This window comes from Agrobacterium tumefaciens, assembly GCF_013337285.1.
Lineage (GTDB): Bacteria > Pseudomonadota > Alphaproteobacteria > Rhizobiales > Rhizobiaceae > Agrobacterium > Agrobacterium burrii.
In genome coordinates, this window is record NZ_SUPW01000002.1 from 591933 (window position 1) to 613190 (window position 21258).

Genomic DNA, 21258 nt, shown 5'->3' on the forward strand with positions numbered 1-21258 from the left:
TCGTTTTCCTAGCTACCGTCCGGTGCGTTTTCCAAAGGGAATGATGCGTGCGTTTCCGGTCCTGCCTGGGTTTTGCGGCGGGTCATCCGCAGGACGCGTCACGACGAGACGGCCGCCGGTACCTTCGGCCAACGCCTCGCTTTCTCGCATTTTGCGAAGCCTGGCTCGGGCTTCCGGCGTCGCCGTGCCGATCAGTCGTTCAACGCCGTTGACGCCACCCGGGACCGTGAGCCGGCGTTCGAGATCCTGCGCCATATAGCCATGTTGACGAGAGTAGCGAAGGGTTAGCTGATAGCAATCCGGCATGCCTTCTTCGGCGTTCGCTTCGACATGGCGAACCCGGTAGGAAACGGAGTCGTCTTCTATCCCGAAGATGTCGCCATCGGGGATGATATATCCGTTTTTCTGGGTGGCAATTTTGATGAAAGTGAGCGCGCCTTCATACAGTTCGGGCCATGGAACGGGAGCGGCTTCCACATGGATTTCCCGCCCGATATAGTCTGCCGCCCCCAAGGTATGAATGCCGACATATTGCCCCGTCGTTCCCCGGGGCGGCTCCTCACCGCAAATGCAGGGATGAACCGTCAGCGGGCCGATAGGCTCTCCCACCAATGTCGTGAAATTGTCGGGCGAAAACACCATGTTGCTCTGGGTCCAGTGGATCAGGCTTGCCGACATGCCTGTGCAGATCGTTTCGCAGGCAATTGACAGGACTTTGATCCGCTCGAGAAACTCGGCAAGCGAATGGCCGGGTTGGTGCATGCCGAGTTCGTCGAACAGGCTCGAAATACCTTTTTCCCGGATCACGCCGCCAAATACACCGTGCTGTACATAGACGAGCAGATGGGATTTGTGATGTCTGATACGGTCTGTGGCATCGGGCACCAGCATGGTGGAGATTGGTGAGCTGAGCGTGCCAGCAAAAACGCTGTGATCCGCCGACCCGGCTATGAATTCGACGGTGACCTGAAGATCGTTCGGCCCGAACATCTGTACATAGGACGAAGACATTCCGGGGCATGTCAGGGGAATGCCGAGCCGGTTGAACACGGTCTGGAACTGCTTGACCAGATCCGGTAGTGGCGAGGAGGGGATGTTGCCTTCCAAAAGGATGGCTGCTTGCATCTGGTTGGTATATTTCCCGATCATAATACTGGTGATCCCGATGAGTATGACAGTATCATCGTGCATCCGGGTTGCGCTCTCGTAAATAGAACTCACGCAATTTAATCAATGTAACATTTTTTATTTGTCTGTAATTAAGATCATTAGCATTATTGTATATTTATATATGTCGTGCGTATATTTCTTTCTTTTTGCCTTGGTATCTACATTTCAAAGACAGCCCGTCGGGCATTGGAGTTTCTCCAAATCCGGTTCCGCTCCGAAAGCTCGATCCGCCGCTGTCAGCCGTTCGGCCTGCGGTTTGTCGCAGCCATCCCAGCGCGCCTTCGGTTGATGGATTTATATTCAACCATATGGTTGACTTTCTGGGTCGGTGGGTTATATTCAACAACATGGTTGAATTATCTGTTCCACAACTCGACACTGTCTTTCATGCTCTTGGCGACGCGACGCGACGCACGATGCTGCGGGACCTTTCTTTTGGCGAACGAACGGTAAGCCAGTTGGCCGAGCCGTTCGACATTTCGCTCGCCGCAGCCTCCAAGCACATCAAAGCGCTTGAGAATGCCGGGCTTATCCGCCGTGAGGTGAGGGGGCGCACCCATGTGTGCCGACTTGCGCCCGAACCTCTGGCGCAGGCGCATGAATGGCTGGGCTTCTACCGGCAGTTCTGGAACAGCCGTCTCGATATTCTTGAGCAGATGCTCCGGGAGGATGAGCAGGGGAAAACCCCTGCAAATGGAGGAAATGACAATGGCTGATATCGCAATACCCGACATCTATGGCCGGCTCGTGGAGCCTGCGACCCTGAAGATCGAACGGCTGTTGCCGGGACCGATTGAGCGGGTGTGGGCCTATCTGACCCAAAGCGATCTTCGTCGCCGCTGGCTGGCATCAGGCGAAATGCGGCTGGCGCCCGACGCGCCATTCGAACTGGTCTGGCGCAATGACGAGCTTTCCAATCCGCCGGGTCGCCGGCCGGAGGGCTTTTCCGAAGAGGAAAAGATGGCGTCCCGCATCATTACCGTCGTTCCGCCGCATCGCCTTGTCTTCAGCTGGGGCGAAGGCGGGGAGGTGTCGATCGAACTCCAGTCCCGCGGCAGGGATGTGCTTCTGACGCTGATTCATCGTCGGCTTTCGGATCGGAAGAGCAAGCTCGATGTCAGTTCCGGCTGGCACGCGCATCTCGATATTCTTGCGGACCGCCTTCAGGAAAAGGAGCCCGGCCCCTTCTGGGATGCATGGCTGAAACTGAGAAAAGAGTATGAGCAGCGCATAACTTCATAAAATACGTCAAGCCTGACGGCGCGGCTGGTCCGCGCCGTTCAAAGGGAGGCTTAGCGCGGTAGCTCCGGCTCTCACCTTCTGATTCAACCGCCTCAGCGCCCGATTCCGAAATGTCTCTTAACCCCTTGCTCCATCAGAGCATTTCCAGTGCCGTCTTTCGCGTTGGCAACGGGAAGGCGGCATCGAGAGCGGTCCAGTCTTCGTCACTTATTTCAAGATCGGTCGCACCGCGGTTTTCTTCCACACGGGAGGCGCTGGCGGATTTCGGGATGGCGATGACGCCGTCTCTTTCCAGCAGAAAGGCCAGCGCCAGTTGCGCCGGGGTCGCCTGATAGGCCTTGGCGATGCGGATGAGTTCGTGGTTCTTCAGGATGCGGCCCTGCTCGATGGGGGAGTAGGCCATCAGCGGTACACCGCGCTCTTGGCACCAGGGCAGCAGCGAGAACTCGGGGCCGCGCCGCGACAGGTTGTAGAGGACCTGATTGGCGGCGCAGTTTTTGCCATCTGGCACCGCGAAAAGCTCTTCCATGTCGTCGGTATCGAAATTGGAGACGCCCCAGTTGCCGATCTTGCCGTCGCTCTTCAATCTTTCGAAAGCCGCCACCGTTTCGTTCAGCGGGTGTTCGCCACGCCAGTGCAGCAGATAGAGGTCGATATGATCGGTGCCGAGCCTTGCAAGGCTGCGCTCGCAGGCCTCCACCGTGCCTTTGGCGCTGGCGTTCCACGGATAGACCTTGCTGACCAGAAACACGTCGTCACGATGGCCGGCAATTGCCGTGCCGACCACCTCTTCGGATCGGCCATCGGCATACATCTCGGCGGTATCGATCAGCGTCATGCCGAGATCGATCGCCTTGCGGATGCTGTCGATCTCCTGAGACGCGGACGATCTGTTTTCTCCCATGTTCCAGGTGCCGAGGCCAAGGGCTGGAACCTCTTTTCGAGATGGCAGGGTAACGGAAGGAATGTCGTCATACATTGTTTCGCTCCAGCGGTTGTCGGGGGAGAATAGCCCTTTGTGCTGACTTCTCAAACCCGGCACGGGTGGGATCGATCCATCAAAAAAATTGACCCCGGCCATCGGCTTGCCGGGCTGGTTTGATAGTGGTCGGGTGGGTAGGGTCTCTTTCACAGGAGAAATCATGACCGTTGAAACCTTCGCTGCACTGGTGTTGTTTGCCTTCACCACCTCCATCACGCCCGGCCCAAACAATATGATGCTGTTTACCTCTGGCGTGAATTTTGGGTTCCGCCGCACCATCCCGCATATGCTGGGCATCGGCGTGGGGTTCTTTTCGCTGCTGATCGGTGTCGGTTTCGGTCTAGGTGCGGTGCTGCATTCGGTGCCGGCGCTTTACACCGGGCTGAAATTTGCGGGCGGGCTGTATCTCGTCTGGATCGCGTGGAAGATCGGTACTTCCCGCAGCCTGAACGAGGGGACGGCCGCATCGCAGCCGATGAGCTTCCTTGCCGCCGCTGCCTTTCAATGGGTCAATCCGAAGGCCTGGGTGATGGCGGTGACGGCAATGGCGACCTATACCAACGAGGCGCAATATTTCGTCACTGTTCTGGTCGTCGGCGTGGCCTTCGCCGCCGTCAATCTTCCCAGCGTTTCGACCTGGGCGGGCTTCGGCTCTGCGCTGCGCGACTGGCTTTCCGTGCCGGTCCGGCTCAAATGGTTCAACATCACCATGGCCGCGCTGCTCGTCGTCAGCCTTTGGCCGATGCTGAAATAACAGCCTTTACGTCGGGAATTGCCGATAACATTCCTCGGCGATCTTCTGCACTTCGTCGCGCGTCAGTTCGGCGGAAACGGCATAGCCCAGTTCGTTGTCTATCCAGTAGAAAGTCTCGATGCCGTCGGCGCTCGCCATGCGGAAACTGGTGGTGCGGTTTTCCTCGTTATGACCAATCAGCACCGTCACGCGTTTGCCGGTCTTGTCCTGATACATCAGCATTGCGCCCGGCTTGCCGCTGACGGGGATGAGGCGTCCGCCGACGAGGTCGTATCCGATCTTGGAAAGATCAGGGATCGCAAAGGGATAGCCGAGCCGCTTGCCGAGCCATGTCGCAAGATGCTGCTGCTCTCCCGCGCCAACCTCGACGGGGTGGCGCACTTCGCTTGCATAGATGAGATAGGCGGATTTTGCCTGTGCCGGAATATCCGTCGTCAGCGACGCCAGCGTCACGTCCTGCGGTGTGGAGACGGATGCCGGCAGAAGTCGGCCAGCTGCGGCGCCCGCAGCAAAGATCATGAGGGCGGCTGCTGTTTTCGCAAGAGCCGGTTTCAGCCGCCATGTACGGTCCGGTTTTGGTGGGCTGAGCATCGATGCGTCGTGCGGATGGGCGGCGGCATAGGAAGCGAAGGCATTGCGAAGAATCTCGGCCTGCTGTTTCCAGTCCTGCACACGGGCCTGCTCTTCAGGTCTTTCTGCGAGCCACGCCTCGACAGCCGCGCGGTCATCGTCGGAAAGAAGCCCGTCGACATAGGCGTGCAGGTCGTCTTCGGTTATGGCGTCGGGCCGTTTCATCGTGGTCTCCGCAGAGGAATGATATTGTCCGCCGCCAGCTGCTGGCGAAGGGTTTCGCGGGCGCGGGACAGTCTGGACATGACAGTGCCGAGCGGGATCGACAGCGTCTCGGCTGCCTCCTGATAGCTGTAGCCTTCCACCGTCACCAGCATCAGCACGGCCCGCATGTCAGGCGAAAGAAGGGCGAGCGCGCCGTGCAGCCGGTCGTTCTCCAGCGTATCGGACAGCTGATCGGTGACGGCGATGGTCTCATGGCCATCCAGGCTCTCGGACGGGTGGCGTTTCTCGGCGCGATGGCGGTTGCGATAAAGATTCGTCATTATCGTGTAAGCCCATGATTTCAAACTCGTTCCGCGCCATTGCCTTTTATTGACGAGCGCTTTTTCCACGCAGTCCTGCAAAAGGTCTTCGCCATCGGCGTCCGAGCGGGAAAGGCTGCGGGAATAACGGCGCAGCATGGGTATCAGCGCCAGCACCTCCGCTTCGAAGGTGCCGGCTGCGGGGGAGTGGCTCCCCCGCGTTTTGCCATTCATGCCATCAGGGTTTTGCGGCATCCCATACACCGTTCATACCGTCACCGGTGGCGTCGCCTTTTTTCATGTCCTTGACCCAGTAATAGAGCGGCATGCCGTCCTTGGCCCATTGCATCTTGCCGTCCTTGCGCGTCACGGTCGTATAGGCTCCCTCGGCCTTGTCGCCCATGCTCGCGAAAAACGGCGGCCAGTTCGTGGCGCATTTGTCATAACAATTGGATACGCCCTTCTTGTCGTTCTTGAAAGTGTAGAGCGTCATGCCTTTTTCGCCGGCAAGTACATTGCCTTTGTCGGTCTTGACCGTTTCGACCGCCGGGGCCGCATAGGCCGTTCCGGCAAAAGCCAGAATGAGGGCGGGAACGATAAAGCGGATCTTCATGGACATATCCTCCTTGGTTCGGGCGGGCTGTGCCGCCAACAGATCAAGAGACACCGCAGGTGGCAGGTTTATTCCCTGTCGCGACACGATTTTTTGCGATTTTAAAACTTATCCATTGAGCTAAGTATTTTATCGTGATAGTTAGCCTTATGGAAAACTATTCAGACGCGCTCGACGATATCTTCCAGTCTCTTGCCGATCCGACCCGCAGGGCTGTGATTTTGAGGCTGGGCGGTGGGGAGGCGAGCATCGGAACGCTGGCCGAACCTTTCGATATGGCTTTACCATCGTTTATGAAACACATTCGCCAGCTGGAAGAGGCCGGGCTGATCGTGACCCGCAAGCAGGGCCGAGTGCGGTTCTGCTCGTTGGAGCAACAGCGGTTTTCCATGCTCGATGGCTGGTTGTCGCAACAGCGCGCCATCTGGGAAGGCCGCACGGACCGGCTCGAACAATTCGTCATGGCGCAAAAAGATATGGCCGCCACACGCAAACGGGAGAATGACACATGACCGAAACTTTCAATCCCGATCTCGACCTTAAAATTTCAAGGATCATAAGGGCGCCGCGACAGCTCGTCTGGAATGCATGGGTCGATAAGAACAGTCTTGAACAATGGTGGGTACCGCATCCCGGCCAGTGCCGCGTCGAGAAGATGGAGCTTCACCCCGGCGGCGCGTTCGAGACACGCTACAGCGAGGACGGCACGGCATTTGGCGACCATATAAGCGGCTGTTTTCTGGCGGTGGATGATGGCGAGCGTCTGGTTTTCACCGATGCGCTGATCTCGGGTTTCCGCCCCTCCGCCCGCCCGTTCCTCACCGCCGTGATGACTTTCAGTGATCACCCGGAGGGTATGGAATATGTGGCCTATGCGATGCACAGAAACCCTGGGGATCGCGATAAGCACGCGGAGATGGGTTTCTTTGACGGCTGGAACACGGTTGCGGAGCAACTGGCGCGGCTTGTCGAAAAGCAGGCGGCCCATTGAGCGGCATCAGCCGAACAGGGCGATATCCGGTTTGGCGAGCATCAACCAGATGATGCCGACAACCGCGAAGAAGGCGGGGAAACCGCAGGCGAACCAGATGCGGTAAAGACGGAACCACTGCGCCGGCAAGGCCTGTCCCGTGGCGGCGCAGTCTCGAGCGATATTGCGCAGCCGGATCTGTATCCACACCACCGGCAACCAGAAAATGCCGGTTAAGACATAAAGGCCAAGCGAAAGGGCGACCCAGCCTTCGGTCAGCGGCCAGCCGATGATGCGCGCGAGAAAATAACCGGTCACCGGCTGGATGATCGCCGCCGTCGCGGTGAAGATCGTATCGGCAATGACGACGGTGCCGGCGACATGGGCGATCAGCGCCGGGTTTGCCGTTCGCCGTGCCATGACCATGAAAAATGCGATACCGGCACCGGTGCCGAACAGCACCGTTGCACCGATGACATGGGCAAGCCGCAGCAGTTCCTCAAGCGTCATCAGCGTTCATCCAGTGTGGCGAAGGCAACGAAAGCCAGGGCGATGGAAGGCAGGACCTTGACCAAGGGGCCGAGCGGATCGAGCCACAGGCCCGGCTCCAGCAGGCTGCCGCCGGCTAGGTAAGCAGCGCTGACCAGCAGCATGCCGATGAGCGCCTTTCTGGCGAGCGACCGCAGCAGGACGGTGACGCCGAGGGCGATATCGATGAGGCAGGTGGCGAGTGTGAGGGTCACGGCCGGTGTCTGCGGCATGAAGGGCAGAAAATGCGCCGCTGCTCCATTGATGTTCAGCAGCGGCACGAGGCCGGACAGCAGCCAGAATAGAGACAGGCAGAGGATGACCAGCGGTTTGAGCAGATATAATCTGGCAAACCACAGGTCCTGCACGCCGGAGGGGTGGGCGGCCAGCGTTTGCGTCAATGTCTTGAGCGACAACGTCCTCGGTCGCGCCTCATCCTCCGTCACGATGCCTTCCGACATGACCGTCATGGCGGTCGAACGCAGCGGCGAGCGCCAGCCGAGCGCGCCCGCGGCATCCGCCACAAGGCTGACGGGCCGCATGAAGGCTGCCGGAAGGTTTATGACAGGGGCAGGGGGGAGGCCGAGCCATTGCCGGTGGGTGACGACCACATCCTGCAATGTCAGTGCTTCGTCTGCAGCAAGTTCGAGATCGCTGCCCGGTGGAATGTCGCCGTTGATCGCCGCGTTGACGGCTTCCGCCACATCCTCGACTGCGACCGTGCGGACCGGCATCGTCCCATTGACGAGCGGCAGCATGAGGGGAAAGCTGGCAAGCGCGCGCACCAGTGCCGTGCCGCCATGGGCATTGCGCCCGACAACCAGCGCAGGCCGGAGAATGACATAAGGCAGGCCGCTTGCGGCCAGTGCTCCATCGGCGCGGCGTTTGGTGGCGAGAAAGGGCAGGTCGGCTGCCGCTCCCGCCGTGCGGGCAGATATCTGGATCAGCAGCCTGCCGCCCGCCTGCGCCGCCGCCTCGTAAAGCGCCAGCATGGCTTTTTCCTGCGTCGCGGCAAGATCGTCCGAAAGACCGTCCTGAAGCGCGCCGGCGCAATTGACGATGGCGTCATGAGCCCTGACCAGCACTTCCCAGTCTGGGGCTTGCGTCATGCGGGCGAGATCGGCGGAAATCCAGTTCGCGAAAGGCCACTTGTCTTTGCCGTGTCTGACGGAGCGGGCCAGCCCGGTGACGGAATGGCCTCCGCCATGGAGACTACGCATCACCTCCGAACCGATGAAACCTGTCGCGCCGAGAATCAATATCTTCATGCACGGCATGATAGCCGCCGTGGTTTAAAAACCAGCCGTGTTTTATTGCCGCATTATGGTCTCACGATTCATCTTTCGTTCTTTTTCTGTTGCGCAGGGTGCTCGAATCCTGCGATGAGGGCGCATGTTATTTTCACCGCAACAGGACGAAGCGCTCAAGGCTGTTTCCCGCTGGCTGAAGGAAGGCCGGACGCCGGTTTTCCGGCTGTTCGGTTATGCCGGAACGGGCAAGACGACGCTTGCCAAACATTTCGCGGAAAATGTCGATGGCGAGGTGCTGTTTGCGGCCTTCACCGGCAAGGCGGCGCAGGTGCTGCGTTCGCGCGGGGCGACCAACGCCCGCACCATCCATTCGCTTATCTACCGACCGCGTGGCGAAGAAACTGTTGAAGACGAGGAAACCGGCAAGACCTCGGTCGCGCCGATGTTCTCCATCAACCGCCAGAGCCCGCTTGCCAAGGCGGCGCTGATCATCATCGACGAATGTTCGATGGTGGATGAACAGCTTGGCAAGGATCTGATGAGTTTCGGCACGCCGATCCTCGTGCTTGGTGATCCGGGGCAGCTGCCGCCGGTATCGGGCGGCGGTTATTTTACCGAGCAGGAGCCGGATTATCTTCTGTCGGAAATTCACCGTCAGGCCAAGGACAATCCCATCATCCATCTTGCCATGGATGTGCGCGAAGGCCGCGAGATCATGCGCGGCGACTACGGCACGGCGCAGGTGATTTCGAAATCCGAGGTGACGCAGTCGCTGGTGCTGGAAGCCGATCAGGTGCTGGTCGGTACCAATCGCACGCGCCGGCGCTATAATCAGCGGCTTCGCGAACTCAAGGGTTTTTCGGCCGATTACCCGCAATCGGGCGACAAGCTGGTCTGCCTCAGGAACGATCCGGCCAAGGGCCTGCTGAACGGCTCGCTCTGGCAGGTGATGAGTTCGTCGCGCGAGACGGTGAAGCCCGGCATCAATCTGATGATCCGGCCGGAAGACGACGATATGGATCGCGGTGCAGCCAAGATCAAATTGCTGAAGGCGGCGTTTGAGGATGTCGAGACCGAAATACCGTGGACCACCCGCAAGCGCTACGACGAGTTCGATTTCGGATATGCGCTGACCGTGCACAAGGCGCAGGGTTCGCAGTGGAACAATGTGGTTCTTTTCGACGAGAGCTATGCGTTCCGGGATTCACGCGAAAGATGGCTTTATACCGCCATTACCCGCGCGGCAGAGACGCTTACCATCGTTCGTTGAGATAGAGCATTTGCTCAATCTCCTTTTCTGCGCCTTGTCCGGACGTGCTGCGCACTTTTCCTGCACATGCTTTCAAGCCCGGATAATGCCAAGCAGAACCGCCTTGGCGACCGCCTGAAAACGGTTGCTGGCGCTGAATTTGCCGATGATTTTTGCCTCAAGCAGGTTGAGATCGCTGCCCGAAAGGCCAAGAGCCCGGGCGAGCCGCACCGGGGCATAACCTTCCGCCATCAATTCCAGACATTTCCGTTCGGTATCGGTGAGGGCGATGTCGTTGGCCGGACCGCGTTCAGCGCCGTCGAAGCCATCCGCATCGCCATCGCTGACAAGCAATTCCTCGATCTGCTGGGCCTGGCGCTGAAGGGTGGAAAGCTCGGCGGTCAATTCTCTCTTGCGCTGCCTTAGCGCGACGTGAAATATGTCGTCCGCCTCTTCCTGCGACAGCGAGCGGACGAGTTTTTCCATGATCTCGGTAATGGCGGCAACCGAAATGCCGACTTCGCGGCAGACATTGATGACGGCCATGCGCTGGACGTTGCGGTGGGTATAGACCCGCATCTGGCCGATGCGCTTCGAGGTTAGCAGCGCCTTTTCTTCGTAAAAATGAAGCGTTCGGTGGGTCACTCCAAAGATATTGGCCATATCGGCAATGGGCACCGGTTCGGCGGGCAGGAAAGAGGGCAGGCTTATGTCCGGTAAAAAGCTGCTGAGCCTTAGATTGGGTTTGTCCTCGTCGCCGTTTTCAAACGGCATACGGCCATCCTGCATCGTTTCCCCCTTTGCGCTCTTTGGCGGCGTGCCTGCTTTTAAAAGACATCCGTCGCTTGTTCCCCCGCAACGGTCTGTCTTCTGATCAAGACATCATGCCAAACGCTACATAAGAACCGTAACGTGTATTGTGTGTTTTCGTTCCCGTATTCCAAAAAATTTTATCGGCCTCCTTGCGGTCAGCGTCAACCTGCGTGAAACAGGATGCAGATTCCGAACCGGAGCCAGACGCCATGCCCGCAAAACTTTCCGTCAATCTCAATGCAATCGCCATGCTGCGGAACCGCCGCGATCTTCCGTGGCCGGATGTTGCGCATTTCGGACAACTGGCACTCGCTGCGGGTGCAAGCGGCCTGACTGTACACCCTCGTCCCGATCAGCGCCATATCCGCTTTTCAGACCTGCCGGTGCTGCGCGCTTTGATCGATGACAGCTTCCCCAAGGCGGAGTTTAACATCGAAGGCTATCCGACCGAGGATTTTCTCGTTCTTTGCGAAAAGACCCAGCCGGAACAGGTGACGCTGGTGCCGGATGATCCCTCGCAGGCAACGTCGGACCATGGCTGGGATTTCCGCAAGCACGACGTTTTCCTGAAGGAAGTCGTCGGACGCCTGAAGGCCGGCGGCATGCGGGTTTCGCTGTTTGCCGATGGTGACGGGGAACGCGAGCCGGTGGAACTGGCGGCTGAAACGGGTGCGGCGCGTATCGAGCTTTACACCGGCCCCTATGGCGGCTGCTTTGACGATCCGCAAAAGGGCGAGGCGCTTCTTGAGAAGCTGGGACAGACGGCGGACCATGCTGCGGCACTCGGGCTTGCCGTCAATGCCGGCCATGACCTGACTGTCGCGAACCTGCCCAGGCTGATGAAACGCATTCCTTATCTGGCTGAAGTTTCCATCGGCCACGGATTGACGGCGGATGCGCTGGAATATGGCATGGCTGAAACAGTCCGGCGTTTTTGTCAGGCCTGCGGTCAGCCTATTTCATAACCAAAGTCAATTTTTTCGCCTATGCTTTGGCTTGCGCATGCTCCGTGCGCGCGCTTTTGAAGGCAGAGACATATGCAAGAACATCATGTTGTCGTCGTGGGTGGAGGCTTCGGCGGTTTACAACTGGTACACGGGCTGGAGGGAGCCCCTGTCCGCATCACACTGATCGATCGCCGCAACCATCACCTGTTCCAGCCCCTGCTTTATCAGGTTGCGACAACGGCGCTGGCGACATCCGAAATCGCCTGGCCGATCCGCCATCTTTACCGCGACCGCAAGGAGGTAACGACCCTGCTTGCGGAAGTGACCGGCATAGACCGGGCGGCGCGGACCGTGCATTTAAGTTCGGGCCAGGTGATCGGTTTCGATACGCTGGTGCTGGCCACCGGCGCGCGCCACGCCTATTTCGGCCGCGACGAGTGGGAACGTTCCGCCCCCGGCCTCAAGACGCTGGAGGATGCGACGACAATCCGCCGCCGTCTGCTTCTGGCCTTCGAACGGGCCGAGCTTGCCACCAGCGAAGAGGAACGGCAGGCGCTGCTGACCTTCGTCATCATCGGCGCCGGACCGACGGGCGTGGAAATGGCGGGCATGATCGCCGAACTGGCCCACAAGGCGCTGCCGCCGGAATTCCGCAATGTGGATACCCGAAAGACCCGCGTGCTGCTTGTCGAGGCCGGCCCCCGCGTCCTGCCTGTTTTCACCGAGGATCTTTCTGCTTATGCCAAGGAAGCGCTTGAGAAGCTCGGCGTCGAGGTTCTGCTCGGTACGCCGGTGACGGCCTGCAGCGATGAAGGCGTGACGGTGGGCGAGACCCATTATCCCTGCCGCACGGTTGTCTGGGCCGCCGGCGTGCAGGCGTCTCCCGCTGCTAAATGGCTGGATGCCGCCGCCGACCGGGCCGGGCGTGTCATCGTCGGACCTCACCTCAATCTGGAAGATGACGCTGATATTTTCGTTATTGGCGATACGGCCGCCGTCAATCAGGAAAACGGCAAACCGGTGCCGGGCATCGCACCTGCGGCAAAGCAGCAGGGCGCCTATGTGGCGAAGGTCATCAAGGCCCGGCTCTCCGGCAAACCTTCGCCTGGACCCTTCCGCTACAGCCACCAGGGCAATCTCGCCACCATCGGCAAACGCGCAGCGGTGATCGATTTCGGCAGGTTCAAGCTCAAGGGCGTTCTGGCATGGTGGATCTGGGGCCTTGCCCACATCTACTTCCTGATCGGAACGCGTTCGCGGCTGGCTGTGGCGTGGAGCTGGCTGTGGATTTATCTGAGCGGCCAGCACAGCGCGCGGCTGATTACCCAGAAAGAGACGCTGAAGGACGAGGCCTGAGGGCCGGGCCGGCAAAGGACAAGGGCGGGAAGCATCGCTTCCCGCCCTTTTTTAATCAGTTGGCTGTCTTGATGCCCATCACGCGTCGAGCGACGCCATGTCGATGACGAAGCGGTAGCGCACGTCGCTTTTCAGCACGCGCTCATAGGCTTCGTTGACATCCTTGATATCGATCTTTTCGATTTCCGACACGATGTTGTGCTTGCCGCAGAAATCCAGCATTTCCTGGGTTTCCTTGATCGAGCCGATCATGGAGCCGGCAAGCGAACGGCGGGCCGGAATGACGGAGAAAGCATGGACGGGGATCGCATTTTCCGGCACGCCGAGCAGCACCATAGTACCGTTGACCTTCAGGAGATTGAGGTAGGCGTTCCAGTCGATTTCAGCCGAAACGGTGCAGAGGATCAGGTCGAATGTGCCTGCTAGCTTTTCGAAGGTCGAAGCGTCGCTGGTGGCGTAATATTCCTTTGCGCCCAGCTTGAGGCCGTCTTCCTTCTTGGACAGCGTCTGCGACAGGACGGTGATATCCGCGCCCATGGCCGAGCCGATCTTGACGCCCATATGGCCAAGACCACCCATGCCGACGATCGCGACCTTTTTACCCGGACCGGCATTCCAGTGGTGCAGAGGCGAATAAAGCGTGATGCCGGCGCAGAGGAGCGGCGCGGAAGCGTCGAGCGGAAGGTTGTCCGGAATGGACAGAACGTAGTCTTCCCTCACGACGATGTGGTCGGAATAACCGCCCTGCGTGGCGGTCTTGCCGTCTCTATCGACGGAGTTATAGGTTCCGACAAGACCGGGCATGTACTGTTCATTGTCGAGATCGCGGGTGGCGCAGCCGACGCAGGAATCGACGAAACAGCCGACGCCGACGTGGTCGCCGACCTTGAACTTCGTGACCTTGGAGCCGACAGCCTTGACGACACCGGCAATCTCATGTCCGGGAACGATCGGGTAGACGGCATTCTTCCATTCGTTACGGACGGTGTGGATGTCCGAGTGGCAGATGCCGGCATATTTGATGTCGATGACGACGTCGTCGTCGTTCGGCTCGCGACGTTCGAAGGTGAACGGGGTAAGCGGCTTGGACGCGTCGGTCGCAGCGTAACCTCTTGCAGTAGCCATTTGAATATCCTTATCGAGGGGTTGGGGACGGCGGAATATGCAATGGAAGTGCGGGGCGGCGTTAGAGCGATCCTCCGAGCTTTTTGCACGATCCTGCAAAAAATATGCGGGCATGCTCTTTGCGGAAGTCCGGTGGCTTTCTAGATAAGTGGCATCTGACGCGTCTCTTCCTTCACTTAAGGGATTCCCCTCATGTCCTTGCCGTTCAATGTCTATCAGGAGATCGCCTCCATCGCCGCGCGACATGCCACCCGGGACGGTGAGGTGCAGACGGCCATCGAATCCCTCGGCATCAGCCGGCGCACCGCGCCAAGCGCGCCGTGTCACGGCAGCTACCGTCCCTGTCTTGCGATGGTGATACAGGGGTCGAAAAGCGTTCAATTGGGAACGGATACCATCAATTACGGCGCCGGCGACTATCTGCTGACCTCGCTTGAGCTGCCGGTCGCCTGGCGGGTGGTGGAGGCGAGCAGGGAGGCGCCGCATTTCTGTATCGCGCTTGCCATCGACAGCGAGAAGTTGCTCGACCTCATGCGTCGCGTGCCGATTGATACGCCGACGGAGCCCGCGAATGCGCAGCGCGGTATCGTCGTTAATGCCGCCACGCCGGAGCTTCTGGATGCGGCCATCCGTCTGTTGCGTTTGCTCGATCGTCCGACAGAGATTGCCGCCATGGCGCCCTTGATCGAGCAGGAAATCCTCTACCGCATCCTGACCGGACCAGCCGGCGGGCAGCTGATGAACATCATCGCGGCCGGCAGTCAGGGCAATCGCATCGCCCGCGCCATCGCCTGGCTGCGTGAGAATTTCGCCCGCCAGCTGCGCATCGAGGATCTTGCCGAGCATATCGGCATGAGCGTTTCGTCCTTCCATCACCATTTCAAGACGATCACGGCCATGACGCCTGTTCAGTATCAGAAGCAGTTGCGGCTGCATGAGGCACGCCGGCTGATGCTTGCGGAACGGCTGGATGCGGGCACGGCCGGCCATCGGGTCGGTTACCAGAGCCCGTCGCAGTTCAGCCGCGAATATAGCCGCTTTTATGGGTTGTCGCCGTCGCGGGATATCGACGCGTCGCGCGAGATTGCGGCTGGGTAGATGTCCATTCACGGCGGGGCGATGGCGCGTGGGGCTTACCCCCCTCTGCCCTGCCGGGCATCTCCCCCACAAGGAGGGAGATCGATATGCCGCTACGCTTCGCCCATCTTGAGGACAGAGAATGAAGCAGGGCCAAAGCTGCTTGCCGATCTCCCCCCGTGTGGGGGAGATGCCCGGCAGGGCAGAGGGGGGTAAGCCCCACGCGCCATGCTCCGCACCAACGCGCAACCGCCCAAAGAAGCCCCCACGCCGCCATTCCTACTACGCCGCACCGCGTCAATTCTTCTCACCGCCGAAGAATCCGCTTGACCGCAACGCTGCCTCCGCTTAAATGGCGCTCGAACCGTACCGTACGGTACATTAATCGAGCCCCTGGAGTGGAAAGACTTGGCTTCCGACCCGATCACAGCGCAGGAATTTTCGCCGCGTCAGAACGCTGTTCTGGACCAGGCATTGCGTCTTCTGGTCGAGGGCGGCGAAAAAGCGCTCACCACATCGGGGCTGGCGCGCGCCGCCAACTGTTCCAAGGAAAGCCTCTATAAGTGGTTCGGCGACCGGGACGGCCTGCTGGCGGCGATGATCACCTTTCAGCAGAGCAAGGTCCGCACTTTCGAGAAGGCGGGTGACCGCGTTTCCGCGCCGCAGCTTGCCGATCATCTCGAGGTTTTCGCCCATGATCTGCTCGATGTGCTCGCGGGTGACGTGTCGCTGGCGCTCAACCGTCTGGCGATAGGGCAGGCTAGCCGTGACGGTTCCAAGCTCGGCGATCTTTTGCTGGAACGCGGCCGTCGCCAGATCGATCGTCGCGCCCGTGGACTGATCGAAGCGGGTCGCCGTTCCGGCTACCTGCGTTTCGATGATGCCGAAGAGGCATATCGCGGTTTTTACGGTCTCATCGTTTCGGATCTGCATGTGCGCATGCTGCTGGGCGAGGCGCCGGACAAGGATTTTTCCGCCCGGGCAAAGAAGGCGGTCGTCGCCTTTCTGACCCTCTACGGCACGGAAAAGGTACATTCGGAACTGGGTGGCAAGGTCGCTTAAGGTTCCGGTTAAGACAACAGATACAAGTATCAGGGAAGGACCATAAAATGCGCGTTTATTATGATCGTGATGCCGATCTCAATCTCATCAAGGCGAAGAATGTCGTCATCGTTGGTTACGGCTCCCAGGGCCGCGCCCATGCGCTGAACCTCAAGGATTCCGGCGCCAAGAACGTCGTTATTGCGCTCAAGGCCGGCTCGCCGACCGTCAAGAAGGCCGAAGCCGACGGCTTCAAGGTCATGACCGTTGCCGAAGCCGCCAAGTGGGGCGACCTCCTGATGATGGCGACGCCTGACGAATTGCAGGCCGACATCTACAAGGCCGACATTGCCGGCAACATCCGCGATGGCGCAGCGATTGCTTTCGCACACGGCCTCAACGTCCACTTCGGCCTCATCGAGCCGAAGGCATCGCTCGACGTCGTCATGATCGCACCGAAAGGCCCCGGCCACACGGTTCGCGGCGAATACCAGAAGGGCGGCGGCGTTCCCTGCCTCGTTGCCGTTCACCAGAACGCTTCGGGCAACGCTCTTGAACTCGCTCTCTCCTATGCCTGCGGCGTTGGCGGCGGCCGTTCGGGCATCATCGAAACCAATTTCAAGGAAGAGTGCGAAACCGACCTCTTCGGCGAACAGGTCGTTCTGTGCGGCGGTCTCGTCGAACTCATCCGCGCCGGTTTCGAAACGCTGGTCGAAGGCGGTTATGCGCCTGAAATGGCCTATTTCGAGTGCCTGCACGAAGTGAAGCTGATCGTCGACCTGATCTATGAAGGCGGCATCGCCAACATGAACTACTCGATCTCCAACACGGCAGAGTGGGGCGAATACGTCACCGGTCCGCGCATCATCACCGCTGAAACCAAGGCTGAAATGAAGCGCGTTCTGCACGACATCCAGACCGGCAAGTTCACCACCGAGTGGATGCAGGAATGGAAGGCCGGCGGCGCTCGCTTCAAGGGTATCCGCCGCAACAACGACTCTCACCAGATCGAAGAAGTCGGCGCCAAGCTGCGCGGCATGATGCCCTGGATCGGCAAGAACAAGCTGGTCGACAAGGCCGTCAACTAAGCTTCATTGTTTGGTGGAAGATATGGAGGCCGGGGCGAAAGCTCCGGCTTTTTCGTTCCGGGCTAAACTACGTAACCTTGACTTTCGTCGTCAAATACGTACATAAATCTGTACATATTTCCGAAAGGCAGCTTCCATGGCAAATGTGCGATTTACGGAATTCCGTCAGAACTTCGCGACCCATTTCGACCGGGTTCTGGAGACGCGCGCTCCTCTTCTTGTCACGCGGCAAGGCAAAGAGGCGGTCGTTGTTCTTGCAGAAGGGGAATATGAAAGCATGCAGGAAACGTTGCATCTGCTATCCAACCCTGCAAATGCGTCACGGCTTCGTGCTTCCATGCAGGAGCTTGAACGTGGTGATACCGTCGAGCGGGACCCGACCGAAGAATGAAACTCGTCTGGACCACGAGTTCATGGGACGATTATGAGTTCTGGCAGAGAACCGATGCGCGGATGGTCGAGAAAATCAACGACCTTATTCGAAATGCGAAGCGAACACCCTTTTCGGGGCTTGGAAAGCCGGAGCCCTTGAAGGGCGACATGGCTGGTTACTGGTCACGGCGGATTACCGGCGAGCATCGCTTTGTCTATCGGGTGTCCGGGTCTGGAAGCGAGCAAAAGCTGGAAATTATTCAGTGCCGCTTCCATTACCAGTAGCCGCTTACTTCGGCTGGATGACGCCCTTCGTAAGGAGGAAGCAGCCATAAAACCGCGTCTCGCCAGTGGTGATGACGCAATAGGCCTGCTTCGCTTTTTCGTAAAAGGCAAAGCGTTCGATGCCATACATAGGAGCGGACTTCCCCTCGGCCGCGTCGATTTCCTTCTGCACCTCGGCCTGGACCGGCTCCAGCTGATCGGGTGCGCCCATCACTTCCATACGGCCGACCGAGGGCTGCAACGGCGTATCGAGCGGCAGGACGGACAGGATGGCTTTCATGGCGCACGCGGCGGAGACATTGTCGATGTGTAGCGCCTTGCCGACCGTGGTGTGACGGGAAACCGAATCGGATGGGAAATTGGTATCGGAGATCACCAGCGTATCGCCGTGACCCATGGCGCGCAGCGCATGCAGCACATCGGCATTCAGCGCCGCGTCGATATTTTTCAGCATGTCGTCTCACTCCCATGGATGCTTTCGCCGCGTCGCGGCCTGGCCCGCAATCCACCCGGAAAAGCTTGCCGCGTCAATCGCAAACGGAAGATTGTTAAGCTTTGCGGGAGGGTGTATTTGGCTTTGTTCGCCAAAGGCGGCCCCAAATGCCGGTCGGCTGCGGGCAATGTGCAGGGAGGCAGAAATAATTCGAAAAACTGATAAGTCAGTATTGCTGACATATCGACATTTCTGTAAAGATGCACGCATAAAAACGACACAAGAGGAAACGTACCCATGCTAGATTGGGAACAAATTTTCGCCACGCGCTCTTCGCGAATGAAAGCGTCTGAAATCCGCGAGCTGCTGAAGCTGCTCGAGCAGCCCGACATCATCTCCTTTGCCGGCGGCATTCCTGATCCGGCTCTCTTCCCCGCAGAGGAATTCCAGCAGGCTTATGCGGAAATTTTTTCCGGCGCGCAGGTCAATGCAGCGCTGCAATATTCTGTCAGCGAGGGTTACAAGCCGCTGCGCGAATGGCTGGCGGGTGAGATGGCCGAGATCGGCATCGACTGCACCGCCGATAATGTCTTCATCGTTTCCGGCTCGCAGCAGGGTCTCGATTATCTCGGCAAGCTGTTCCTGTCGCCGAAGGACACGGCGCTGGTGACCTGGCCGACCTATCTCGGCGCGCTTTCCGCCTTCAACGCCTATGAGCCGAATTACGATCAGCTCAATCCGGGCGGCAACCGCACGCCGGAGGCTTATCGCGAAACCGCCGCCAAGCATGGCGGTGCGGTGAAGTTTGCCTATCTCTCGGCCGATTTCTCCAACCCGACCGGCGAAACCGTCGATCTGGCCGGCCGCGAGAAGGTTCTGGCGCTGGCCGACGAGCTCGACATCGCCGTCATCGAAGATGCCGCCTATCAGTCGCTGCGTTACGATGGCGAGGCGGTGCCGCCGATCATGGCGCTCGACATTGCCCGTTCCGGCGGCATCGAGAACACCCGCACCATCTATTGCGGCAGCTTCTCCAAGACGCTCGCCCCTGGCCTTCGCGTCGGTTACATCGTCGCTTCCGCACCTGTTATCCGCAAGCTGGTGCTGATGAAGCAGGCCGCTGACCTGCATTCCTCGACCATCAACCAGATCGCCATCGAACGCGTTGCCTCGCGCGGCTTCGACAAGCAGGTGGCCAAGATCAAGGCCGCCTATAGCGCCCGCCGTAATGCGATGCTGGCCGCGCTCGACAAGTACATGCCGAAGGGCACGCACTGGACGAAACCGGAAGGTGGCATGTTCATCTGGGTCACGTTGCCGGAAGGCATGGATGGCGCCGCACTGCTGGCAAAATCCATCGCCACGGAAAAGGTGGCCTTCGTTCCCGGTCGTGCATTCTTTGCGGATGGCTCGGGTACGAACACGCTGCGCATCAGCTTCTCCTGTGCCAACGAGGCGATGATTGAGGAGGGGATGATGCGGCTGGGTCGGTTGATTACGACGGCGCAGGCGGAAACGGGTGAGGTGCTTCCGGCGATTTGATGTCGGCAGCTTACGGCAGCGACAGAGGTTGTGGCTTCACCCCCTCTGTCCTGCCGGACATCTCCCCCACAAGGGGGGAGATCGACCCGTGGCGAGGTATCGCCCATCTCAACGTTAGAGAATGAAGTGGTAAGAGAGCCTCTTGCCGATCTCCCTCCTTGTGGGGGAGATGCCCGGCAGGGCAGAGGGGGGGTAAGCCACACTCTCCAAGAGGAGTTGTACTCTCCTGCCTGACACTCCCATGCATTAAAGAGATCACACCCCTAAAATCCCACCTGTCACATACATGTTATGCAAGCATGTTTAAGCGGTCCCACCAAACAACAGGGACCGACCCCATGAAAACGCTGCTCTCCGCTTTCACCGCCATCGTATCGCTCGGCTTTATCGCCACCGCTGCCAATGCCGCCGATCTGGTGCTCTATACCAGCCAGCCGAACGAGGACGCGCAGGCGACCGTTGATGGTTTCAAGGCTGCCAATCCCGGTCTGGAAGTCGAATGGGTGCGTGACGGAACGCCGAAGATCATGGCCAAGCTGATGGCTGAGATCAGCGCCGGCAATCCGGTTGCCGACGTGCTCTTGATCGCGGACACCGTAACGCTCGAGCGCATGAAGCAGGCTGGCCAGTTGCTGGCCCACAAGTCTGCTGAAGCCAAGAACATCGACGCTTCGCTCTATGATGCGGATGGCTTCTATTACTCCACCAAGCTCATCACGACGGGTATCATGTACAACACCGCTGCCGCGATGAAGCCGACGAGCTGGAAGGATCTGGCGAAGGCCGAAGCCAAGGGTCTCGTGACGATGCCAAGCCCGCTGACCTCGGGTGCGGCGCTGATCCACGCGCAGACGCTGGCAGCCGCCAACGGTCTCGGCTGGGACTATTACAAGCAGCTGAAGGCCAATGAAGCCATTGCCGGCGGCGGTAACGGTGCGGTTCTGAAATCCGTCGCTTCGGGCGAAAAGGCTTATGGCGTGGTCGTTGACTACATGCCGATCCGCGAAAAGGCCAAGGGCGCACCGGTCGAGTTCGTTTTCCCGGAAGAGGGCGTGTCGGCCGTGACCGAGCCGGTCGCCATCATCAAGGGCACCAAGCACGAAGAAGCCGCCAAGAAATTCGTCGACTACGTGCTTTCGGAAAAAGGCCAGCAGGGCTTCGTCAAGCTCGGTTATATCCCCGTGCGGGCTGACGCCGGCATGCCGGAAGGTTTCCCGGCCCGCGACAAGATCAAGGTTCTGCCGCTCAGCGCCGCTGATGCGCTGAAGAACTCCGAACAGGACCTGAAGACCTTCTCCGATATTTTCGGCTCCAAGGGCTGATATAG

The 21258-nt window shown here is 59.2% G+C and carries 25 protein-coding genes; 15 read left to right on the forward strand and 10 right to left on the reverse strand.

Annotated features, from left to right (window positions below; translation table 11 throughout):
• Positions 1–12: 12 nt before the first annotated feature.
• Positions 13–1191: a hypothetical protein gene (locus FCH38_RS08640; protein ID WP_174373499.1), complete on the reverse strand. Its 1179-nt coding sequence runs from the start codon at positions 1189–1191 to the stop codon at positions 13–15.
• Positions 1192–1517: 326 nt separating this feature from the next.
• Here FCH38_RS08640 and FCH38_RS08645 point away from each other — a divergent pair, with 326 nt between their 5' ends.
• Entirely contained in the window at positions 1518–1886 is a 369-nt protein-coding gene (locus FCH38_RS08645) for an ArsR/SmtB family transcription factor (RefSeq protein ID WP_174373654.1), read from the forward strand.
• The gene (locus FCH38_RS08650; protein WP_174373500.1) at positions 1879–2412 is read left to right on the forward strand and encodes an SRPBCC family protein; all 534 of its coding nucleotides are present in this window, start codon (positions 1879–1881) and stop codon (positions 2410–2412) included. Before FCH38_RS08645 ends, FCH38_RS08650 begins: the two co-directional genes overlap by 8 nt.
• A 133-nt stretch (positions 2413–2545) precedes the next feature.
• On the opposite strand, the gene FCH38_RS08655 is transcribed toward FCH38_RS08650, so the two are convergent.
• The gene (locus FCH38_RS08655) at positions 2546–3391 is read right to left on the reverse strand and encodes an aldo/keto reductase (RefSeq protein ID WP_153515084.1); all 846 of its coding nucleotides are present in this window, start codon (positions 3389–3391) and stop codon (positions 2546–2548) included.
• 163 nt (positions 3392–3554) lie between these two features.
• Between FCH38_RS08655 and FCH38_RS08660 the strand changes: the two genes are divergently transcribed.
• A complete protein-coding gene (locus FCH38_RS08660; protein WP_174373501.1) occupies positions 3555–4148 on the forward strand; it encodes a LysE family translocator in 594 nt (197 codons plus the stop codon).
• Between the two features lie 6 nt (positions 4149–4154).
• On the opposite strand, the gene FCH38_RS08665 is transcribed toward FCH38_RS08660, so the two are convergent.
• The 3 genes from FCH38_RS08665 to FCH38_RS08675 are packed head-to-tail and all read right to left on the reverse strand — an operon-like array spanning position 4155 to position 5861.
• A complete protein-coding gene (locus tag FCH38_RS08665; protein ID WP_174373502.1) occupies positions 4155–4943 on the reverse strand; it encodes an anti-sigma factor family protein in 789 nt (262 codons plus the stop codon).
• Positions 4940–5497, reverse strand: a complete 558-nt coding sequence (locus FCH38_RS08670; RefSeq protein WP_174373503.1) for an RNA polymerase sigma factor — start codon at positions 5495–5497, stop codon at positions 4940–4942. The genes FCH38_RS08665 and FCH38_RS08670 overlap by 4 nt, the downstream gene beginning before the upstream one ends.
• The gene (locus FCH38_RS08675) at positions 5481–5861 is read right to left on the reverse strand and encodes a COG4315 family predicted lipoprotein (RefSeq protein ID WP_369809542.1); all 381 of its coding nucleotides are present in this window, start codon (positions 5859–5861) and stop codon (positions 5481–5483) included. The genes FCH38_RS08670 and FCH38_RS08675 overlap by 17 nt, the downstream gene beginning before the upstream one ends.
• 143 nt (positions 5862–6004) lie before the next feature.
• On the opposite strand from FCH38_RS08675, the gene FCH38_RS08680 reads away from it, so the two are divergent.
• Both FCH38_RS08680 and FCH38_RS08685 read left to right on the forward strand, forming a co-directional pair.
• Entirely contained in the window at positions 6005–6367 is a 363-nt protein-coding gene (locus tag FCH38_RS08680) for an ArsR/SmtB family transcription factor (RefSeq protein WP_174373504.1), read from the forward strand.
• Positions 6364–6846 carry an SRPBCC family protein gene (locus FCH38_RS08685; protein ID WP_174373505.1) on the forward strand — a complete coding sequence of 161 codons (483 nt, stop codon included), beginning with the start codon at positions 6364–6366 and terminating at the stop codon, positions 6844–6846. Before FCH38_RS08680 ends, FCH38_RS08685 begins: the two co-directional genes overlap by 4 nt.
• 6 nt (positions 6847–6852) lie before the next feature.
• On the opposite strand, the gene FCH38_RS08690 is transcribed toward FCH38_RS08685, so the two are convergent.
• Both FCH38_RS08690 and FCH38_RS08695 read right to left on the reverse strand, forming a co-directional pair.
• A complete protein-coding gene (locus tag FCH38_RS08690; protein WP_174373506.1) occupies positions 6853–7335 on the reverse strand; it encodes a DUF2269 family protein in 483 nt (160 codons plus the stop codon).
• Positions 7335–8621: an SDR family oxidoreductase gene (locus FCH38_RS08695; RefSeq protein WP_174373507.1), complete on the reverse strand. Its 1287-nt coding sequence runs from the start codon at positions 8619–8621 to the stop codon at positions 7335–7337. The genes FCH38_RS08690 and FCH38_RS08695 overlap by 1 nt, the downstream gene beginning before the upstream one ends.
• 124 nt (positions 8622–8745) lie before the next feature.
• Between FCH38_RS08695 and FCH38_RS08700 the strand changes: the two genes are divergently transcribed.
• Complete coding sequence (locus FCH38_RS08700; protein ID WP_174373508.1) at positions 8746–9873, forward strand: ATP-dependent DNA helicase; 1128 nt, start codon at positions 8746–8748, stop codon at positions 9871–9873.
• Positions 9874–9945: 72 nt separating this feature from the next.
• Here the strand turns inward: FCH38_RS08700 and FCH38_RS08705 are convergent, their stop codons facing one another.
• Entirely contained in the window at positions 9946–10641 is a 696-nt protein-coding gene (locus tag FCH38_RS08705) for a MerR family transcriptional regulator (RefSeq protein ID WP_174373509.1), read from the reverse strand.
• 233 nt (positions 10642–10874) lie between these two features.
• On the opposite strand from FCH38_RS08705, the gene FCH38_RS08710 reads away from it, so the two are divergent.
• Both FCH38_RS08710 and FCH38_RS08715 read left to right on the forward strand, forming a co-directional pair.
• Positions 10875–11630: a pyridoxine 5'-phosphate synthase gene (locus FCH38_RS08710; protein ID WP_149900241.1), complete on the forward strand. Its 756-nt coding sequence runs from the start codon at positions 10875–10877 to the stop codon at positions 11628–11630.
• A gap of 72 nt (positions 11631–11702) precedes the next feature.
• On the forward strand, positions 11703–12968 hold the full coding sequence (locus FCH38_RS08715; RefSeq protein WP_174373510.1) for an NAD(P)/FAD-dependent oxidoreductase: 1266 nt from the start codon (positions 11703–11705) through the stop codon (positions 12966–12968).
• 78 nt (positions 12969–13046) lie between these two features.
• Here FCH38_RS08715 and FCH38_RS08720 read toward each other — a convergent pair whose 3' ends face one another.
• Positions 13047–14093 (reverse strand): NAD(P)-dependent alcohol dehydrogenase, encoded by a 1047-nt coding sequence (locus FCH38_RS08720; protein ID WP_149900243.1) that lies wholly within the window; start codon positions 14091–14093, stop codon positions 13047–13049.
• A 192-nt stretch (positions 14094–14285) separates the two neighbouring features.
• Between FCH38_RS08720 and FCH38_RS08725 the strand changes: the two genes are divergently transcribed.
• The 5 genes from FCH38_RS08725 (at position 14286) to FCH38_RS08745 (ending at position 17956) form a co-directional block, all read left to right on the forward strand.
• Entirely contained in the window at positions 14286–15191 is a 906-nt protein-coding gene (locus FCH38_RS08725) for an AraC family transcriptional regulator (RefSeq protein ID WP_174373511.1), read from the forward strand.
• Between the two features lie 387 nt (positions 15192–15578).
• Complete coding sequence (locus FCH38_RS08730) at positions 15579–16232, forward strand: TetR/AcrR family transcriptional regulator (RefSeq protein ID WP_110760222.1); 654 nt, start codon at positions 15579–15581, stop codon at positions 16230–16232.
• Positions 16233–16279: 47 nt separating this feature from the next.
• The gene (ilvC, locus tag FCH38_RS08735; RefSeq protein ID WP_149900245.1) at positions 16280–17299 is read left to right on the forward strand and encodes a ketol-acid reductoisomerase; all 1020 of its coding nucleotides are present in this window, start codon (positions 16280–16282) and stop codon (positions 17297–17299) included.
• Positions 17300–17435: 136 nt separating this feature from the next.
• The gene (locus tag FCH38_RS08740) at positions 17436–17690 is read left to right on the forward strand and encodes a type II toxin-antitoxin system Phd/YefM family antitoxin (protein WP_142840208.1); all 255 of its coding nucleotides are present in this window, start codon (positions 17436–17438) and stop codon (positions 17688–17690) included.
• Positions 17687–17956 carry a Txe/YoeB family addiction module toxin gene (locus FCH38_RS08745; RefSeq protein WP_149900246.1) on the forward strand — a complete coding sequence of 90 codons (270 nt, stop codon included), beginning with the start codon at positions 17687–17689 and terminating at the stop codon, positions 17954–17956. The genes FCH38_RS08740 and FCH38_RS08745 overlap by 4 nt, the downstream gene beginning before the upstream one ends.
• A gap of 4 nt (positions 17957–17960) precedes the next feature.
• Here FCH38_RS08745 and FCH38_RS08750 read toward each other — a convergent pair whose 3' ends face one another.
• The gene (locus FCH38_RS08750) at positions 17961–18410 is read right to left on the reverse strand and encodes an RbsD/FucU family protein (protein ID WP_174373512.1); all 450 of its coding nucleotides are present in this window, start codon (positions 18408–18410) and stop codon (positions 17961–17963) included.
• Positions 18411–18686: 276 nt separating this feature from the next.
• Between FCH38_RS08750 and FCH38_RS08755 the strand changes: the two genes are divergently transcribed.
• Together FCH38_RS08755 and FCH38_RS08760 are read left to right on the forward strand one after the other, a co-directional pair.
• Positions 18687–19931 (forward strand): PLP-dependent aminotransferase family protein, encoded by a 1245-nt coding sequence (locus tag FCH38_RS08755; protein ID WP_149900248.1) that lies wholly within the window; start codon positions 18687–18689, stop codon positions 19929–19931.
• A gap of 338 nt (positions 19932–20269) precedes the next feature.
• Positions 20270–21253, forward strand: coding sequence for an ABC transporter substrate-binding protein (locus tag FCH38_RS08760; protein ID WP_174373513.1), 984 nt, complete (start codon positions 20270–20272; stop codon positions 21251–21253).
• The last annotated feature ends 5 nt before the right edge of the window (positions 21254–21258 follow it).

Bases quoted from the DNA above. Each gene is read 5' to 3' on its own strand.
- FCH38_RS08720 (WP_149900243.1), bottom strand. From the start codon at position 14,093: ATGGCTACTGCAAGAGGTTACGCTGCGACCGACGCGTCCAAGCCGCTT.
- FCH38_RS08745 (WP_149900246.1), top strand. From the start codon at position 17,687: ATGAAACTCGTCTGGACCACGAGTTCATGGGACGATTATGAGTTCTGG.
- FCH38_RS08690 (WP_174373506.1), bottom strand. From the start codon at position 7,335: ATGACGCTTGAGGAACTGCTGCGGCTTGCCCATGTCATCGGTGCAACG.
- FCH38_RS08670 (WP_174373503.1), bottom strand. From the start codon at position 5,497: ATGCCGCAAAACCCTGATGGCATGAATGGCAAAACGCGGGGGAGCCAC.
- FCH38_RS08655 (WP_153515084.1), bottom strand. From the start codon at position 3,391: ATGTATGACGACATTCCTTCCGTTACCCTGCCATCTCGAAAAGAGGTT.
- FCH38_RS08700 (WP_174373508.1), top strand. From the start codon at position 8,746: ATGTTATTTTCACCGCAACAGGACGAAGCGCTCAAGGCTGTTTCCCGC.
- FCH38_RS08645 (WP_174373654.1), top strand. From the start codon at position 1,518: ATGGTTGAATTATCTGTTCCACAACTCGACACTGTCTTTCATGCTCTT.
- ilvC (WP_149900245.1), top strand. From the start codon at position 16,280: ATGCGCGTTTATTATGATCGTGATGCCGATCTCAATCTCATCAAGGCG.
- FCH38_RS08755 (WP_149900248.1), top strand. From the start codon at position 18,687: ATGCTAGATTGGGAACAAATTTTCGCCACGCGCTCTTCGCGAATGAAA.
- FCH38_RS08660 (WP_174373501.1), top strand. From the start codon at position 3,555: ATGACCGTTGAAACCTTCGCTGCACTGGTGTTGTTTGCCTTCACCACC.
- FCH38_RS08750 (WP_174373512.1), bottom strand. From the start codon at position 18,410: ATGCTGAAAAATATCGACGCGGCGCTGAATGCCGATGTGCTGCATGCG.
- FCH38_RS08715 (WP_174373510.1), top strand. From the start codon at position 11,703: ATGCAAGAACATCATGTTGTCGTCGTGGGTGGAGGCTTCGGCGGTTTA.
- FCH38_RS08710 (WP_149900241.1), top strand. From the start codon at position 10,875: ATGCCCGCAAAACTTTCCGTCAATCTCAATGCAATCGCCATGCTGCGG.
- FCH38_RS08695 (WP_174373507.1), bottom strand. From the start codon at position 8,621: ATGAAGATATTGATTCTCGGCGCGACAGGTTTCATCGGTTCGGAGGTG.
- FCH38_RS08680 (WP_174373504.1), top strand. From the start codon at position 6,005: ATGGAAAACTATTCAGACGCGCTCGACGATATCTTCCAGTCTCTTGCC.
- FCH38_RS08705 (WP_174373509.1), bottom strand. From the start codon at position 10,641: ATGCAGGATGGCCGTATGCCGTTTGAAAACGGCGACGAGGACAAACCC.
- FCH38_RS08685 (WP_174373505.1), top strand. From the start codon at position 6,364: ATGACCGAAACTTTCAATCCCGATCTCGACCTTAAAATTTCAAGGATC.
- FCH38_RS08650 (WP_174373500.1), top strand. From the start codon at position 1,879: ATGGCTGATATCGCAATACCCGACATCTATGGCCGGCTCGTGGAGCCT.
- FCH38_RS08760 (WP_174373513.1), top strand. From the start codon at position 20,270: ATGAAAACGCTGCTCTCCGCTTTCACCGCCATCGTATCGCTCGGCTTT.
- FCH38_RS08665 (WP_174373502.1), bottom strand. From the start codon at position 4,943: ATGAAACGGCCCGACGCCATAACCGAAGACGACCTGCACGCCTATGTC.
- FCH38_RS08725 (WP_174373511.1), top strand. From the start codon at position 14,286: ATGTCCTTGCCGTTCAATGTCTATCAGGAGATCGCCTCCATCGCCGCG.
- FCH38_RS08740 (WP_142840208.1), top strand. From the start codon at position 17,436: ATGGCAAATGTGCGATTTACGGAATTCCGTCAGAACTTCGCGACCCAT.
- FCH38_RS08640 (WP_174373499.1), bottom strand. From the start codon at position 1,191: ATGCACGATGATACTGTCATACTCATCGGGATCACCAGTATTATGATC.
- FCH38_RS08675 (WP_369809542.1), bottom strand. From the start codon at position 5,861: ATGTCCATGAAGATCCGCTTTATCGTTCCCGCCCTCATTCTGGCTTTT.